At 39.9% G+C, this 15,950-nt stretch carries 12 protein-coding genes and 1 pseudogene; 8 read left to right on the top strand and 5 right to left on the bottom strand.

All coding sequences use genetic code 11. The features are described 5' to 3' along the window. Positions 1-19 precede the first annotated feature (19 nt). Genes BMW71_RS05090 through BMW71_RS05080 form a run of 3 tightly spaced genes read right to left on the bottom strand, consistent with a single transcriptional unit; the run spans position 20 to position 1,624 of the window. Positions 20-634, bottom strand: coding sequence for an anthranilate synthase component II (locus BMW71_RS05090; protein ID WP_092170491.1), 615 nt, complete (start codon positions 632-634; stop codon positions 20-22). Next, entirely contained in the window at positions 618-1,163 is a 546-nt protein-coding gene (locus tag BMW71_RS05085; protein ID WP_092170489.1) for a CvpA family protein, read from the bottom strand. The genes BMW71_RS05090 and BMW71_RS05085 overlap by 17 nt, the downstream gene beginning before the upstream one ends. Before the next feature lie 8 nt (positions 1,164-1,171). Next, positions 1,172-1,624: a GatB/YqeY domain-containing protein gene (locus BMW71_RS05080; RefSeq protein WP_092170486.1), complete on the bottom strand. Its 453-nt coding sequence runs from the start codon at positions 1,622-1,624 to the stop codon at positions 1,172-1,174. A gap of 144 nt (positions 1,625-1,768) precedes the next feature. Between BMW71_RS05080 and BMW71_RS05075 the strand changes: the two genes are divergently transcribed. The 3 genes from BMW71_RS05075 (at position 1,769) to BMW71_RS05065 (ending at position 3,977) form a co-directional block, all read left to right on the top strand. Then, entirely contained in the window at positions 1,769-2,485 is a 717-nt protein-coding gene (locus BMW71_RS05075; RefSeq protein WP_092170484.1) for a pyridoxine 5'-phosphate synthase, read from the top strand. 12 nt (positions 2,486-2,497) lie between these two features. Next, positions 2,498-3,259, top strand: coding sequence for an alpha/beta fold hydrolase (locus BMW71_RS05070; RefSeq protein ID WP_092170481.1), 762 nt, complete (start codon positions 2,498-2,500; stop codon positions 3,257-3,259). A 418-nt stretch (positions 3,260-3,677) separates the two neighbouring features. Next, a complete protein-coding gene (locus BMW71_RS05065) occupies positions 3,678-3,977 on the top strand; it encodes a hypothetical protein (protein WP_092170478.1) in 300 nt (99 codons plus the stop codon). Between the two features lie 316 nt (positions 3,978-4,293). Here the strand turns inward: BMW71_RS05065 and BMW71_RS05055 are convergent, their stop codons facing one another. Then, the gene (locus BMW71_RS05055) at positions 4,294-4,527 is read right to left on the bottom strand and encodes a DUF2905 domain-containing protein (protein ID WP_244891086.1); all 234 of its coding nucleotides are present in this window, start codon (positions 4,525-4,527) and stop codon (positions 4,294-4,296) included. 11 nt (positions 4,528-4,538) lie between these two features. Here BMW71_RS05055 and BMW71_RS05050 point away from each other — a divergent pair, with 11 nt between their 5' ends. The 3 genes from BMW71_RS05050 to BMW71_RS05035 all read left to right on the top strand — a co-directional run bounded on the left by BMW71_RS05050 (position 4,539) and on the right by BMW71_RS05035 (position 6,501). Then, positions 4,539-5,252: an SAM-dependent methyltransferase gene (locus tag BMW71_RS05050; protein ID WP_092170473.1), complete on the top strand. Its 714-nt coding sequence runs from the start codon at positions 4,539-4,541 to the stop codon at positions 5,250-5,252. Between the two features lie 473 nt (positions 5,253-5,725). Continuing rightward, the gene (locus BMW71_RS05040; protein WP_092172661.1) at positions 5,726-6,007 is read left to right on the top strand and encodes a type II toxin-antitoxin system TacA family antitoxin; all 282 of its coding nucleotides are present in this window, start codon (positions 5,726-5,728) and stop codon (positions 6,005-6,007) included. 2 nt (positions 6,008-6,009) lie between these two features. Then, entirely contained in the window at positions 6,010-6,501 is a 492-nt protein-coding gene (locus tag BMW71_RS05035; RefSeq protein ID WP_092170467.1) for a GNAT family N-acetyltransferase, read from the top strand. A gap of 47 nt (positions 6,502-6,548) precedes the next feature. Here BMW71_RS05035 and BMW71_RS24110 read toward each other — a convergent pair. Continuing rightward, positions 6,549-6,656: pseudogene (locus BMW71_RS24110) on the bottom strand (transposase); the annotation flags it as partial. A gap of 741 nt (positions 6,657-7,397) precedes the next feature. Between BMW71_RS24110 and BMW71_RS05030 the strand changes: the two are divergent. Together BMW71_RS05030 and BMW71_RS05020 are read left to right on the top strand one after the other, a co-directional pair. After that, complete coding sequence (locus tag BMW71_RS05030) at positions 7,398-10,151, top strand: hypothetical protein (protein ID WP_092170464.1); 2,754 nt, start codon at positions 7,398-7,400, stop codon at positions 10,149-10,151. A 325-nt stretch (positions 10,152-10,476) separates the two neighbouring features. After that, entirely contained in the window at positions 10,477-15,948 is a 5,472-nt protein-coding gene (locus BMW71_RS05020) for an ATP-binding protein (RefSeq protein ID WP_092170458.1), read from the top strand. Positions 15,949-15,950: the final 2 nt, after the last annotated feature.

The following is a 15,950-nucleotide window of genomic DNA, read 5'->3' as shown; positions in this document are numbered from 1 at the left end:
ATGCAAAAATACTTCCCATTCAGGGTAGACCTGAGAGTGTGTCTGCCAGCAGCTGTGCCATTCCGCTTTTTTTTACGTAAAGGTCAATCCAATTTTGCAAAAGCTGCTCTCCGTGCTGCGTGAGATGGGCTTCTGGATGAAACTGTAGGCCCATGAGCGGCAGGTTTCGGTGGCAAAATGCCATGAGTTCTCCCCTGTCTGTTTCGAGCAGCACCTCCAGTTCGGCCGGGAGATCCTGCAATTCCAGGGAATGGTACCGCGTCACCTCAAATTGCTCTGGTAAGCCCGTAAATACCGGGTGCCTGCTTTTCTGGGATACCGTAGAAACCTTTCCGTGCATGGGGCGCCGACTTTTCCGAAGACTGGCGCCAAAATGCATACCCAATGCCTGATGCCCCAGACATACGCCCAGTACTGGAAGCCTGTGTACATAGGGGACCAGCAGCTTCATTAGGTTTCCGGCGCTAGCCGGTGTTCCCGGTCCCGGCGAGAGTACCATGGCCGAAAAATCCAGGGACTCCAGTTCGGCTGCCGATACGTCGTTGCGAAGGACGCAAACTTCCTCCCCCGACCGCCTCAGGTAATCCGCCAGCATGTGCGAAAAGGAATCGAAATTATCAATTAACAGAATCACCGATGGAGCTGTTTACGAGTTCTTTGATGGTGGCAATGGCGGTATCGATGATGGGCGTATAATCGTCCAATATGGCCACCATCGTCGGGGCTATTGGTACCAACAAGGGATAAATGACAGCGCCTTGCCGCATTTCCTCAGGCACCTCAAATTCAAAAGAATGGGCCACCCAGATCAAAAGACTGATCATGATAGACCATTTGATCAGCCCCAGGATGCTGCCGGCAAAATTGTCAAAGGTACCCAAAATGGTCAGGTCCAGCGCCTGTTTGACCAGGTAGGCCAAAATCCGGATGGTGATCGTCACTGCCAGAAAAATAAGAATAAACGCAACAAAAGGAAGCATAAAGGTCAGGCTCTCCACCCGCTCCGCCAATAGTTCTGCTCCCCAGTGCATGAACCGAAAGGCCAGAATGATGCCGATGAAAAATGCGATGATGGACAGGAGTCCAATAAATAGTCCCTGCCGGTACCCACTAAACGCCCCCACGGCCAATAGGCCCACTATGATCAGATCGATGGTGCTCAAGGTTGTGCCTATGAATTAAGCATGGCTTTGACTTTTTGGGAAATGAGTTTCCCATCGGCTTTCCCTGCCAGTTTTTTGGTGGCAACGCCCATGACTTTGCCCATGTCCTTTGGCCCCTCGGCCCCGGTTTCTGAGAGGATGGCCTGTAGTTCCACTTCCAGTTCCGCTTCGCTCAGCTGCTGCGGCAGGAATTCCTGAATAACCTGCAGTTCGGAATTTTCCAGGGCTGCCAGATCTTCCCGGCCCTGTTTCTCAAAAATTTCCAACGAGTCCTTTCGTTGTTTGGCCGCTTTGGTCAACAATTGGATTTCCTCTTCCTCGGACATGCCCTTGTCCCCACTTCCTTTGGTTTCTTCGAGCAAGATAAGCGATTTTATCGCCCTCAGCGCCCGCAACCGGTCCTTGTCCCGGGCCAACATCGCCTGCTTGATTTCTTTTTCTATGTTGATTTTTAGACTCATGGTATGCTAGTTAATGTTCGTTACCTGCGAAAAGCGATCCAAACCCGGATCCGGACAAAAAAGGCGAAGGCCTAAACTTCGGCTTCGTTACCATTGTTTACGCAATATATTTAATTTAGTGCAAAATTAACGCATATTTGGAACATGACGAAATTAAGTGTCAACATAAACAAAATTGCCACCTTGCGGAATGCCCGGGGAGCCAACAACCCGGACCTGGTGAAAGTCGCCCTGGATGCAGAACGTTTCGGTGCTCAGGGCATCACCGTGCATCCCCGTCCGGACGAGCGCCATATCCGGTACTCCGATGTGATGGCCTTAAAGAACCGGATAACGACGGAATTTAACATCGAAGGCTACCCCGATCGTCGCTACCTGGAGATCATCCGGGAAGCCCGACCCGCCCAGGCCACCCTGGTGCCCGATCCCCCGGAAGCCCTGACTTCCAATACCGGCTGGGACACGATCAGCCACCAGGACATGCTTCGGGATATTATCGCCGAATTGCACGACTATGGGGTTCGAACGTCGATTTTTATCAATCCGGAAGCCCGCTACTTTGAAGCAGCCAAAGCTACCGGCACCGACCGGGTGGAGCTGTATACGGAGCCCTATGCCAGCGGGTATTCCAAAGACCGTGAAACGGCCGTGGCTCCTTATGTGGAGGTAGCCAAGCTGGCGCGGGAACTCGGCCTGGGACTGAATGCCGGTCACGACCTGGACCTGCACAACCTGAAATTTTTGAAAGAAAACATTCCCTATCTGGACGAGGTGTCCATCGGCCATGCCCTGGTGTGCGATGCCCTGTACTATGGCCTGGAAAACACCATACAGATGTACCGCAGGCAATTGGACGTATAAAAACAAACGACGATGAAACTCAATTTCAAAAAAAGCGGCAACGGGAAACCCTTTCTGATTCTCCACGGATTATTTGGCTCTGCGGACAATTGGCTGGGGATCGCCAAAAATCTGGAGGAAAACTATACCCTGTACCTCATCGACCTCCGCAACCACGGCGACTCGCCGCATTCCGAAGAATGGAATTACCAGGCGATGGCGGAAGATCTCCGGGAATTGCTGGATGCCGAGGGATTGGATAGCGTCTACCTGCTGGGTCATTCCATGGGCGGAAAAGCCGCCATGAAACTGGCGTTGATGTACCCGGAACGGGTGGCCAAACTGATTGTGGCAGACATTGCCCCCAGGCCCTATCCCGTTCATCACCAGCACATCCTGGAAGCGTTAAACGCCGTGGACCTGGACACCGCCGATTCCAGAAAGGCGGCAGAAGCTCAATTGGAGGAATTCATTGATGAAAAAGGTATTCGGCAATTTTTACTGAAAAACCTAACCCGAACCGAGGGGAAATTTGCCTGGAAAATAAACCTGCCGGTGATTACCGAAAACATAGAAAATGTAGGTGAAGCCATCGATTCGGAAAAGCCTTTCGACAAGCCCGTATTGTTTTTGGGCGGGGCCAATTCGGACTACATCAAGAGCAGCGACAAAAAAGACATCGAAGCGCTTTTTCCGGACAACCGCATCATTCACCTCAAAGATGCCGGGCACTGGCTGCACGCGGAACAACCGGAGGCGGTAGTGGCTACGTTGAAGGCCTTTCTTGACGCGTAGGCCATCTCGCCATTGAAAAAAACAGTGGGATTGGAAATGCACCTATGGATCCGTTCAGACGGCCGCGGGTGCATGGCTATTTTCGATTGTCTTTTATTCCCATCTGCACCCTCGCAGGAAGGGCAGAACCCGCCATAGGTAATAAATTTCCAAATCGATCGCGACCAAAATCCCCCTTTTTAAGAGGGTAAGGGGGATTTTTTCGGTAACATCTTAAAATATCAGTTCGTTAATTTTAACTTATTTTGAAATCTTTACCGATGCGGGGCATTGCTGTCACAGCGAAAATTAACCTTTTAAAAAACCCAGAAATCGGGGTGCCGATGAGCTTTTTGTAATATATGGGAATCCTCCAGCCGAATATTTTTTTATTTCCTTATCGATTGGTTACATTTAAACTATTCGCAAAAAAAGAACCATGAACGGCCTAATTAAAAGCAGGGAACAGCTTAAGAAATGGAACATTCGTAGCAGTACCCTAACCCTGGCCATCTATATCCTTTATGGGGTGTTTTATCGCTTGGATCTGCCTTTATGGTACGAGTACTCCCTGATTGCCATTACCCTTTTTAACCTGGTGCTGGTAAGTGTACTTCTATACATTAGTTTGGCCAACCGGCATCTGGTCGATCATTTAAAAACGGCTGTGTTTTTAGGTGTTTTTAGATTGGCCATCAATCTGGTATTGTTGATGCTGATTGTGAATAATAGCTTTTAACCTGATTTCTCTCAGTGACGAGGAAGCCCGTTATTGCGAGACTTAACATTTAAAAAAACACAGAAATCGGGATGACGATGTGGTTTTGGGAATTTAGGGTTGTTCGTTGTATCCGGATTATGGGGTAGAATCAGCTATTTTTCCTTTATTTCTCGGTACTTTTTGATCAAGCAAAAAGTACCAAAAAATCAAGGCAAAAAAATCCTTCCCCCACAAGCCTCCTGCGCCCTCCCGAGAAAAATCGGGACAAGCCCGGTTTTTTGTCTGGCCCGCGCTCTTTGCGTATTTAAATGTCAATCTTCATTTTTTTGACCCATTATCCCCCGAATTTTCTCCACAAATAAAGCAATACGGTCAACAACAAACTAAGCAGAATGCTGGTCCCAACGGGAAGGTAAAAGGTAAAATTTTCTTTTTTAAACACCATATCTCCCGGTATGCCTTTAAATCCAGGAAATTTGGGCAGCCACCAAAGCAGCAATCCGGTAATCAGTAGCAGCAGTCCGATAATAATAAGTAGTTTTGCAACCGAAGGCATTCCATTTTCCATACCCAAAATTAATGAAAGCGAACGGAATACTATACCTGGTGCCGAATGTATTGGCGCTCGAGACCGGCCCTGCCGTCATGGCCCCGGTCGTCAAAGACGTCATAGCGGCCACGTCCCACTTCCTGGTGGAGGATTTCCGAACGGCCCGCAGGTACATCAGCAGCCTGAAATTAGGGATCAACCTGGAGGAGGTGCACATGGAAAAGCTGGATAAAAATACCCCGGACGCGCAGGTACGAAAACTCCTGGAACCGGCACTGCAGGGGCAGGATCTGGGCGTCCTTTCCGATGCCGGTTGCCCGGGGATCGCCGATCCGGGGGCCAGGGCAGTGGCCTGGGCGCACCGGCTGGGCATACGGGTGGTGCCTCTGCCGGGGCCTTCTTCCATGTTTCTGGCCCTGATGGGTTCCGGTTTTAACGGGCAGGCCTTCACATTTAGCGGGTACCTGCCCATCGAGCGAAAAGAGCGGATCAAGGCCATCAAAGAACTGGAAACTAGGGCACTAAAGGAAAACACCACCCAACTGTTTATGGAAACGCCCTTTCGGAACAACCGCCTGCTGGAGGATTTGCTGGAGCAGTTGGGTCCGCAGACCCTGCTTTGCATTGCCAGCGAACTGACCGGGGAAGGGGAAATGATCCGTACCCGAAAGGTGGCGGACTGGCGCAAGGAAAAGCCGGACCTGCACAAGGTTCCGGCCGTATTTTTGATTGGGGGAAGTTAACCCAAAAGGATAAACAATGAGCCCTGCCAGGAGCTATCCTTTTTCCACATGCTACGATCCGGCAAAAATACAAAGGCGACGCATAAATGATTATCGTTCTTGTTTCCGGGTAAGGACTGGCCATTGCAAATGGCCTTTTTGGTACGTATTTTCTGTTTACAATTTCGAAAAAAGTTGAGCGAAGTTACAAAGCCCAGCTTGGGTAAAAGGGATGTAGTTACACACGCAGCCCAGGCTACGGAGATTTACTGCCACAACCTGGCCGTTTCCAATAAAAAGGTGGTGCCTCCGCTTGATTCCTTAACCGAGATTATTAATTTGTCCAATGTAAACCGGGAGAGGGATGTTGGATACCGTACCTGCACACGCAACGTCCCATCCAGGAAATCGCTTACTACAATTGGTGTGGCGCCTTCGAAAAAATTTGATTTGTACGGTTATTTGACGTACATTTGTTAAAAACAGGTTACATCATGGACGTACAGTCAGGTAAAGACGAGCGAATCGAGTTAAGAGTGAGCGCTGCGGACAAAAGAATTTTCAGAAGAGCACAAAAACTAAGTGGAGACAAATCATTCAGTAGCTTTATTGTTAGAGTAGTTAAGCAACATGCAGAAGAAATCGTAGCAAAAAATGACAGAATTATTGCTACAGAAAAAGATCGTAACGTATTCTTTGATGCGGTATTCGGAAATTCAAAACCAAATCAAAACTTGGTTGAGGCTGCGAAAAGGTATAAATCAAAAAAAGCCTGAAGTTGGACATCGTTATTTTAGACAAGACCCATTACCGCAAGGCATTTGAATGTGAAGAGCAACAACTAACTCAATATATCCAAAAACAAGTTAGCCAGGATGTCAGGAAAAAGCTTGCAATTTGTTTTGTAGCAATAGATGCAAACAATCATGTAGTCGGGTATTACACGCTATCTAGCGAAAGCCTCGGGAGAGAACAGATTCCGGAAAAATATATTAAAAAAGTTCCTCAAAATTATAATGTTCCAGTCATTCTTTTAGGGCGACTAGCAAGAGACTTGACTGCAAAAGGAACAGGACTAGGGGAGCATCTTCTCTTAGACGCTCTATTTAGAGCATTTACACTATCTGAGGAAAGTATTGGGGCTATGGCTGTGGTCGTAGACCCAATTAATACATATGCAGTTAATTTTTACAGAAAGTACGGTTTCGAACAATTACCAGACAGTGAAAAAATGTTCATTCCAATGAATACGATAAGACAAATCATTTAATAAAAACGCGCCCGGAACTCCCCAAAGCGCCATTCTGTACCTGAAGACGTCAGCCATTTTTTTACCGGAAACAGGATCAGTCCTTTGGAATGGGAAGCCTTCCATTTACCGGAAGGGGTCAATCCACCTGCAGCAACAAAACAGTGTAGGTGGGAAAAAATTCCAAAAGGCCACGTTTAGGATCACCGTTCTTGTTTCCGGGTAAGGACTGGCCATTGAAAATGGCCTTTTTGGTACGTATTTTCTGTTTACAATTTCGAAACTAGCTGGGTGAAGTTACCAACTTCGCCTGACCGGGAGGAAGCGGGCAGGCGCAACGATTTTTTCACTATCCCTGGTAATACACGTTTATAAACGTTTATACACGTGTAAAAACACGAAAACTATTTTTGCATTCCGTATTTTCGATAGACAAGGCGCTGAATCAACTGGGGGCTGCGATTCGTACCGTATCCGCCTTTTTTTGAAACGGGGATGAACCAAGCAATGGACAGTCGTGCATGTAGTTGCGTGTTTGCGGCCGCGAATCGGTGCCCATCTTCGGGAGGAATCGGTAGGAGGCATACTTGGTCATATACCTTCCGGGGAAACCTCCAGGACAGACGGTGGGAAGCAGGTACCCTGATAGGCGCCTGTTCGCGAATTCCACGAGTATTGTTCCATATCGGCCGAATGGCTATGACGCATGGTACTGAAAAAGCTAGTTGGGATTTCTCCAAATTTTCCTATATTTAAGGGAGTTAACTCCGCCGCCCAAAAGGGAAGTAACCGCAAGGGCTGCGGTTAGCTAGTAGTTACCAGCAAGCGTAAAAAGACTACTACACGATAAAATATTAAATGAATACCTGATTTGTGAAATCAAAATAATTTAAAGAAGAACCTAGAAATTAAAATTTATGTCAAAAATATTATCATCTGAAATAGTATCTCTTGTTCATCACGTAAAATTAAATGAAAGTGGATGGTGGGAAAAGTCTATTCAAAATATAATTATTTCAATATTTGGAATAAATGGTAATACACCTATAAATGAAAATGACCTAATAATAAATTTCGAAAAAGAACTAAAAACTAATTTCGATAAAGTAAGAATAATTAAGCAATTCAATTTACTGAAATCTAAAAATGTAATTATTCCAATCTCAGATAAACTCTACTCTCTATCAGAGGATGTTTATACGGAATTCAGAGCATCATTCACTTCCCAAAAAGAAATTGAATTTGAGGCTGAAAAAAGATTCAATGAATTAAGTATTAAAATATGTCCCGAATTCACAACAAAACAATTATGGGAAGAACTAAACGAGCATCTTATTATTCCACTTGTTAGAGAAATAGGAGCAAAAACATATGAATTAATAAGTGGAGAAAACTCAATTTCTATTGAGCAATACGGCCAATTCAACAGTTTCATATCAAGGTATAAAAATGAAAAGACGAAAGTTCAATCCTTGTTGCTTAACTATTTTGATTTTAAAAATGAATATGTCAAAAAGTATATTTTACATCAGTTAAATGCTTATTTCTTCATTGAAGCAACAAATCTGAATCAACAAACCGTTGAACAGGTTTACACATTAGCTAAAAGTCAAACCAATCTTAAGGTTTTTGTTGACACTAATTTTTTATTAACGTTACTAGACTTACACGATAATCCCTCTAATGAAGCTGCATTTTCACTTCTAGAATTATTAGATGAAATTAAAAATCGTGTAAAAGTAAAGTTTTATGTTTTACCTGTAACAATTCTTGAATTTCAGAATTTAATCTCAAAATTTAAAGACCATTTAAAGAAGTTAAAACCAACACTCAATCAAGCTATAGCAGCGGAAAACACAGATGAATTTTCAGGTATAATAAAAAAATACTTCCAGAAATGCCACGAGAAGAATACTATTTTGAATATAGATGATTACTTCGACCCATATCTTGATAATTTCACTGTAAACATCAGAAAAAAAGGTTTAGAAATACAGCAGGATAATATGGACAAATATTCTACTGACCAAAGAGTTGTAGATGATTTGTTAGAACAAGTAGATTACCGTTTTAACCGTAATGAAAATGCAGGAAAATACCAGGGTCTTTCTAAAGAGGAAAAGGAACTACGTAAACAGAATATTTATGATAAATTTAATCACGATTGCCAATTATGGCATTACGTAAAAGATAAAAGGCCTTCATATATTGACTCAACAAAAGATATTATTAACTGGGTCTTGACTTTGGATTTTAGTTTCTTGGAATACGATAAGTTTAAACAGTATAAAAACACAAATACCCAAATAAGTATTTGTTTACACCCTAACGAATTTATTTCAATGCTTCAATTTTGGGTTCCAAGAACTGTAAAGTTTGAAAATGCAATATTAGGTAATTTTAGGTTGCCCTTTTTGTTTAAAGAGGTGGACGGTGAGTCTGAAAAAGTTAGCATTGAAATTTTGCGGGCAATGTCGCAATATGAAGATAATGAAAAATTCAGCAGTGAACTTGTTACTGAAATTTTAACCAATAAGGCATTACGTCAAAAAATTAAGGTCAGTAATACCATAGAAGAAAATGCTGCTTTGATTAAAGAGGAGTTATTCAATAAATATGAAGCAACTAAACAACTTCTAAATCTGGAAAAAGAAAAGAAAGAAAGTTTATCGGAAGAGTTAAGCATAGTCAAAATTGAAATTGGAACACTATCAAAAAAAATTGACGAACTTCAAGAGAAGACTAATCAGAAAATTGAGAAGGAGTTAGAATTAATACGTAAATCAAAATTTCAAGAGCTCAATAGTAAAAAAGAAGCTCTCGGAATCAAACTCGAACAAATCAAAAGCAGAATTTCAGACTACGAAGAACAAATAGAGAAAGCAAATGTGGAATTTGAGCGAGCTAGTAAAACCTTAAGTAATATCTTAAAAGCTACTTTTCTTGGTGAAGCAAAATTCAAGTCTGAATTAAAAGACAAAATTCATAGTAAATACTATGATTACAGCAAATACAGTAAATTAAATGATGAATTCAGGGAGCTTTCTAAAGAGTTCGATGATTTAATTATTCCCAAAATTGAAGAGAAAATAATTATCTATTGTGAAAATCAGAATTCAACTTTCTTCAATAAGCTTAATTTTCAAAACATTCACTTTATTCCTGAGAGTAACAGTAATGCGGTTTATATTAAAATATTAGCAAACCCTACTCACTTTGGTTTAAGGGACAGAGATTTTCTAACCGACAACGAAATACAGAAATTAAAAAAACAACACAGTAATTATTTGATACTAGACTATTACTGCTTTGAAAATTATTTATATCATCCAGAAAACATATCTGAATTGGAAATACAAGATTTTGATAAGAGTTGGTATATAGAAGAATTGATTAAGCAGAAAACTTCAAAATATGATAAGATTCTACTAAAACTGACAAATTCTAGAAACGGATATCAAGAGTTCAAATTACCTGATAATAAGTTCAGAGAAAAGGATGAAGTTGTCTGTGAATATCTTAAATCAGATGAAGTTGAAATTTTTTTAAAATCATTCAGCTTAAAAACGGAATTTGATAAGGCATTAATTTCCAAGTTCCAACTTACGACAGAGAAACTTTCTTCAACTGACTGGTTCAGAAAGAAAATTGAACAAATTTTAACTTTTTAATGGTTGTAATTATCAATTATATGAACAGTATATTGCCTCATAATAGGGGTTTAAGAGAGGTAAAGAAAAGAACGCCAGATGGTAACAGCGTGTATGTGACAATAGCGGGTGAAGTAGTAAATCGAAGGTTAGTGCGTTTAAAAAACTTTGTACTATACGGGCAGTTAAGTCCTTCTAATCCGCTACTGCACATACACGCAAACCGTTGTGCGGCATACAAGAAAAGCCAACCGCACAAACAGCACATTTGGTTTTTGCTGACACAAAAGCCAACGCTGAAAAAACCAAAAGAGCTGTTTTTAGTCAACGCTCAATTTAAAATACGATGACAGATTTCACAGAGAAGCTTAAAAAATATTGGAAATCAGAATCACTGTCTTTTATCGCAACCTTCACAAGGTTCAAGACGAAGGAAGGGTTCTTCAATGATTTTATAAATCCTATTAGCTTAAAAACTCTTTTTTACCCTGAATTTGATGGACTTGATATTGAGAACAAAAAGGTATCATTTTACTTACCTAATGCACTAAATCTTAAGGACGGTAATTACTATAAAGTTGATTTGGCCTATTCTGAGAAAGCCAAAAAGAAAAACAACCCCTATTCACTAATTGTGCAGGGCACGACCATACTTGACCAAGAAGTCATTAAAAATCACATCAACGGCTCAATTAATGAGGATCTCCTTAAAAATGTTTTTGAAATAAAAAGCATTCAAGAAAAAGATGCAGCTAAAGAACATATTCGTCTTCGATTTGAGCGTCTCAATAACCCAGAAGCAAATAAGATTATTGCAAATCTCATGCGTGAAATTGGAAAAGGGATGTACTCATCCAAACAACGCATGATCTTTGAACTCCTGCAAAATGCAGATGATGCACCTGGAAAAGAAAAGGTAGAATTTCATATTGATGTGAACGGTGACTATTTCTTTGTAATGCATGATGGCGCACCTTTTAGCAAAGATGATGTTGATGCAATAACTAGCGCAGCGGAGAGCACTAAACGAAAAGACAAGAAAAAAACGGGCTATAAAGGCATTGGTTTTAAATCTGTGTTCACAGATAGCGAAGAAGTGTGGCTAAAATCTGGAGGGTATCAGTTTGCATTTATTAGAAATAGCGACCTCTTTAGAAATTTTGAAACTTTCTATTTCGGTTCATCAGACTATCAAGAGTTTCCTCAACTAATTGAAAGACATAGAAAGAAGTATCAAAAAGATATTGTTACCTATAATAGTCTTACAGATATTCCTTGGCAGGTTATCCCTATATGGCAAGATAGCTTACCAAATGAATTTGACGATAGTAATTTCAGCGACTTTGACAACCCTGTGCAGTTTGCCTTAAAAGTTGGATCTTCAAATATTTATTCTGAAGATGGTTACTTAAATGCAATTGAGAATATTGTTAAAAAACCCGAGTTCCTTCTTTTTCTTAGAAATACATCAAAGTTTAGGTCTCCAAAGAACAGAGTAACGGTAACTAGATTTGATGAAGGTCATAAAATCAAGATCGAAAAAACCCGCGTTGAATATGTTGGTAAACAGGCTGTTCAAAATAGTTCTAACAAGGAGTATTTAAAGGAAATATATTCAGACATTCAGGTTAATAATGATGCCTTTCAAAATTTAAATATCGGTTTAAAAAAGATTGTTGAGAAAAACGACCTTAATGAAGATACTTACTATTTCATTGGTGCAGATGGCAATAAAATTGAGACTATACCACCGAAACTAGCTTCGGCAAATGAAACCGAAATTTCATTCGGTTTGACCTTGGTTGATGACAAAATAGCATCAGAGCAAGAGTACAAAGATGGGTTACCCAAATATTCGAGTTTGTTCACCTATCTACCAATGGAAGACACTCGCTTCCAACTTCCTTTTTTGGTTAATGCAGATTTTGTCCCCTCTTCTGACAGACAGCGAATCCAAGGTGATAACCTTTGGAATAAGTATATAATGATTAAAGTGGCTGAAAAGCATGTAGAGACCTTAGCACTATTTGCTTCTCGATTTCAGAATCAACCCGAACAAATTGAAACATACTTATCCATTTTACTAAAGACCCCCCTGCCTGATGATGACACAGCTCAGCATATCATAGAGAGTTACAACGAACGATACCAAGAAAGTTTAAGCATCACCAAAATTGTTGTGAATGATAAAAATGAGCTGCAATTACTTTCAGAAACAATTTTGGACACATCTGGCCTGACCGAGCTTTTCGGCAATGATATTTTTTATCAAATACTTTCTACTGAAAAGCGGCTGACTCATTCCAATCTAGAAAACAAATATCTCATTGAATATAGCTATTTGAATGTAGAATCGATTGACTTGGAAGAACTAGCAGGATCATTTACCGCTGAGGTATGTGAGTTACTTGGAAATGCAATAGCAAGTCAAAAATTGTACGAAGATCCCAGATTAATGAAATGGTTAAATCAGCTCGTGAAATACATTCCCAGCTTATTTAGTAAAATACCTTTCATTGTACACAATAATTCGCTTTTTTCAATTGAGAAATTAATAGAAGAAACTGACGCATGGATAATAAATGATAACACTAGAAAATATGAAAAACTGATCAAAGCATTAGGCTACCATGCCATAAATCTTGACTTGGATAAATATTCAAACATTAAGGACCATTTGCATAAGCTCAATGGTTATTTAAACGATAGGCATATTGCATATGAACGCATTGCTTCCAACGAGCTTCTTGGACACCTTGAAGTTAATTACAAGGTAGAACTCATAGATTTCTTGCAAAACAGTGAGTTCATGCTTGGTATAGGTGAAACCAAATACTTTGGAGAGCTAGCCCTTTTTGTTGATGAATCAGATACTGCACGTCCATTACAGCAATTATTGAGTCATGAATTTGACATGCCTATTATTAGCTTACAATCATATAGGGTCGCCCAGCAAGAATATAATGCAATGCCTTTACATCTTAAAAATGCTCTAATTTCAAGAAAGGCTATATTCAAGTCATTTATTCTTAACCCAATTCTTTTTGCCAATTGGTCCTCGACATATAATTCCAAAAACATAGAAAATTACATCACCGACCTTCAGCAGATATTCTCATGGGTAGATAATCCGGATGACATTTCAGCTTCAGAATGGGCTTCAATCCCTTGGCTATTTATTGATGATTCGCAAAGGTTTACCACAGCAGATCAAGTTTACTGGTCAAGTGCCTTCAATACACTTTCATCAGATAAATACAACTACATTAAAAGTATTTTCCACGAATCTGAGCTTAAACTGTTACCAATGCAGCAATGTGGTGCTTTAATAAAAGCGTTTAAACTTAAGACAGACAATGGTTCAGGAATAAACTGGCAGTTGACCAAAACCCTTCAATTAATGGAGGCAAACACGCTGTTAGATTGGCTAGAAATGGACGGGGACTCTAACGACTTCTTTGAAAAATACACAATAACGTCTCAAACTGCTTCTACCTATGATATTCAAGAAATCGGCAATGTTAACATTTACGATCCTTCTAATTTTGATTTTGACAACTATATCCAAAGTAATGAAGACCTAAGAAATCACTTTTATCAGCTTGATATAAAACTTTGCAGTGAAAACCGTTTCAAGATTGGACTGCTTCAAGGTGAAAGATTATTGAAAGCTATTATAAATTCAGGCTTTTACGATCAGTCCTTGGCTATTTTTCTGCCAAGGAATATTACTGTTGAACTAATTCATGAATTTGTTTCCAATTTACCAGAGTTATCCCTTAAAACGGATTTAGAATACGATAATGGTACTCCAGAACACTTCATTCTAAATAGCTTAATAAAACAAGTAGATAACATAAATGAGATACCCTCTGAGATAAATCAGACTATTGAAAATTTGAGATCTAAAATCACAATTAACGACACCCCTCTTTCCAATTACAACATAAGCGATAAAGTCACTTTTGGCATAAAGGAAAATCGAAAGGTTTTAAGCCTTTCAGGAATTTTAGAAGAATTTCAAGGTGATTCGGATGAGCTTGAAAATGTTAAGGAAGCCTTTGTTCATATCACTCAAAAAGAAAAGCTCAGAAAATTAATTTTTAGAACAAGACAACTCACGCCTGCTGAAATTCATACTAAAATAGAGAGTGAAAATAATCCCTACTACACGGTATCTCAGGTAGTTTTTCAAATACTAGATAATATGAACGGGGGTAATCGACAATGGAATAAACCCCACTTTGATGATTATTTTGAACGGCATGGAGATTCTGACCAACTACAGAACTCTTACAAGGAATTTTTCAATCAGATTTATGATCTCCAACTTACAGAACTAGGTGGTTTTCATTTTCACGGCTTTGATTTAAGCAAAACTGTCTTTAAAGGTTTTGCTATTGATTCGGAATTAATTCCTTCATGGCTTAATGAATGGGCGTTACAGGAAGAATCAAAACGATTTAGTTTTTTATCATCCTTAGGTTATCATAGCGCTGAAAGCCCAATTGTTAACTTACGTAAAGCTATGGTGTCAAACTCTTATAACGAGGACACAGCTGTAAGATACCTTGAGGAATGTAAATCTAACATGCAAATTCTTTGGAATACTATCGTATGGCTCTCAGACTACAATTCAGATATTATTACTCGCAACATCGGTCTCATTCAACGCATTAATAATTCCATAAAATTTCAGCCTAATGCCATTCAAAAGATTACAATACCTGTATTGAACATTATCAAAAGCGATGGTTTAAGATATTACTTATTGAAACCAATGGAGATAAGTCAAGAGTTAAAACATCTAAGCATCCAAGCTGATTTTTCGAACACTATTTTCTCAGCAATAAATGATGGGTCAAATGTTATTATTGATGAGAGTATTGGCAACCTAACGTCATATTTTACAATAAATGATATTGAGATCGTAGAACATGTAGATGAGCTTAAATTAAGGAACAACTCCAAACCATGGGAAGAAGCATTTTATCAAAAATGGGAATATGCTGAGGATTATTCCATTTTCATTTATGAAGGGCAAGAAATACCTTATTTCAGAGAGTATGATGGAATCCGGATCAATGAATTTACAAGTGACTTAAAGGTCTTTTATCAGGGAGAGTACTATGTTTCGCAGCTTCTTAAGTCAGACATATTGAATAATTTACCTTCAGAGTTTCCCCATGAAAAACTGGAGCTATTAAAAAATTGGCACTATAAAACACTCCAAAATGAATCCCTGCTAGATGAAGACAGCTTTGAGTATAAGGAAGACATTGATCGATTGATTCAAAATAGATTAGGCATCTCTGAAGAAGACCAGAAAAGGGAAAGTGGCAATGCCAAAACTCATGCCGTTTACTTTTTAGATGAAAATGGATATGACGTAAGTCAAGTGAATAATGCTGGTTCAGCATTAACCAATATTGTAGATCCAAACGGGAATCATATAAGCTGCATAGTTCGCAGCGCCAAGGGCGGTTTGTTGTATTTAGACAAAGAGCATTGGGATATGCTAGAAGACAATGCAATATATCTTGTGGTTATATATCCGGGTAATAGTCCTCGTCTTTTTAAACATCGTCTTGAACTCCTTGAAGAAGAGCTAGCAGAGAATGTGCTATTCAGAATACCGAACAACAAGTTAACTGATGAAATTGATGGTGTTTTTGATACGCTCGAATCTGAATCTCATTTAATACTGGTAACAAGTGAAAAGATGAAAGAGAGTCTATTCTCTAAACTAAAAAAAGGTAAGGCAAACTCTAAGGAAAATAATTCTGCAGTTGCCGGAGATAACTTCTCATTCGAATAAGC

The organism is Cyclobacterium xiamenense, from assembly GCF_900109255.1.
GTDB classification, from domain to species: domain Bacteria; phylum Bacteroidota; class Bacteroidia; order Cytophagales; family Cyclobacteriaceae; genus Cyclobacterium; species Cyclobacterium xiamenense.
The sequence above is the reverse complement of the archived record's forward strand: the minus strand, read 5'-3'. Positions and strand labels throughout refer to the sequence as shown.

What these genes read in the sequence shown, in the direction of transcription:
- BMW71_RS05030 (WP_092170464.1), top strand. Translation starts at nt 7,398, where the DNA reads ATGTCAAAAATATTATCATCTGAAATAGTATCTCTTGTTCATCACGTA.
- BMW71_RS05040 (WP_092172661.1), top strand. Translation starts at nt 5,726, where the DNA reads ATGGACGTACAGTCAGGTAAAGACGAGCGAATCGAGTTAAGAGTGAGC.
- BMW71_RS05065 (WP_092170478.1), top strand. Translation starts at nt 3,678, where the DNA reads ATGAACGGCCTAATTAAAAGCAGGGAACAGCTTAAGAAATGGAACATT.
- BMW71_RS05020 (WP_092170458.1), top strand. Translation starts at nt 10,477, where the DNA reads ATGACAGATTTCACAGAGAAGCTTAAAAAATATTGGAAATCAGAATCA.
- BMW71_RS05050 (WP_092170473.1), top strand. Translation starts at nt 4,539, where the DNA reads ATGAAAGCGAACGGAATACTATACCTGGTGCCGAATGTATTGGCGCTC.
- BMW71_RS05080 (WP_092170486.1), bottom strand. Translation starts at nt 1,624, where the DNA reads ATGAGTCTAAAAATCAACATAGAAAAAGAAATCAAGCAGGCGATGTTG.
- BMW71_RS05070 (WP_092170481.1), top strand. Translation starts at nt 2,498, where the DNA reads ATGAAACTCAATTTCAAAAAAAGCGGCAACGGGAAACCCTTTCTGATT.
- BMW71_RS05055 (WP_244891086.1), bottom strand. Translation starts at nt 4,527, where the DNA reads ATGGAAAATGGAATGCCTTCGGTTGCAAAACTACTTATTATTATCGGA.
- BMW71_RS05075 (WP_092170484.1), top strand. Translation starts at nt 1,769, where the DNA reads ATGACGAAATTAAGTGTCAACATAAACAAAATTGCCACCTTGCGGAAT.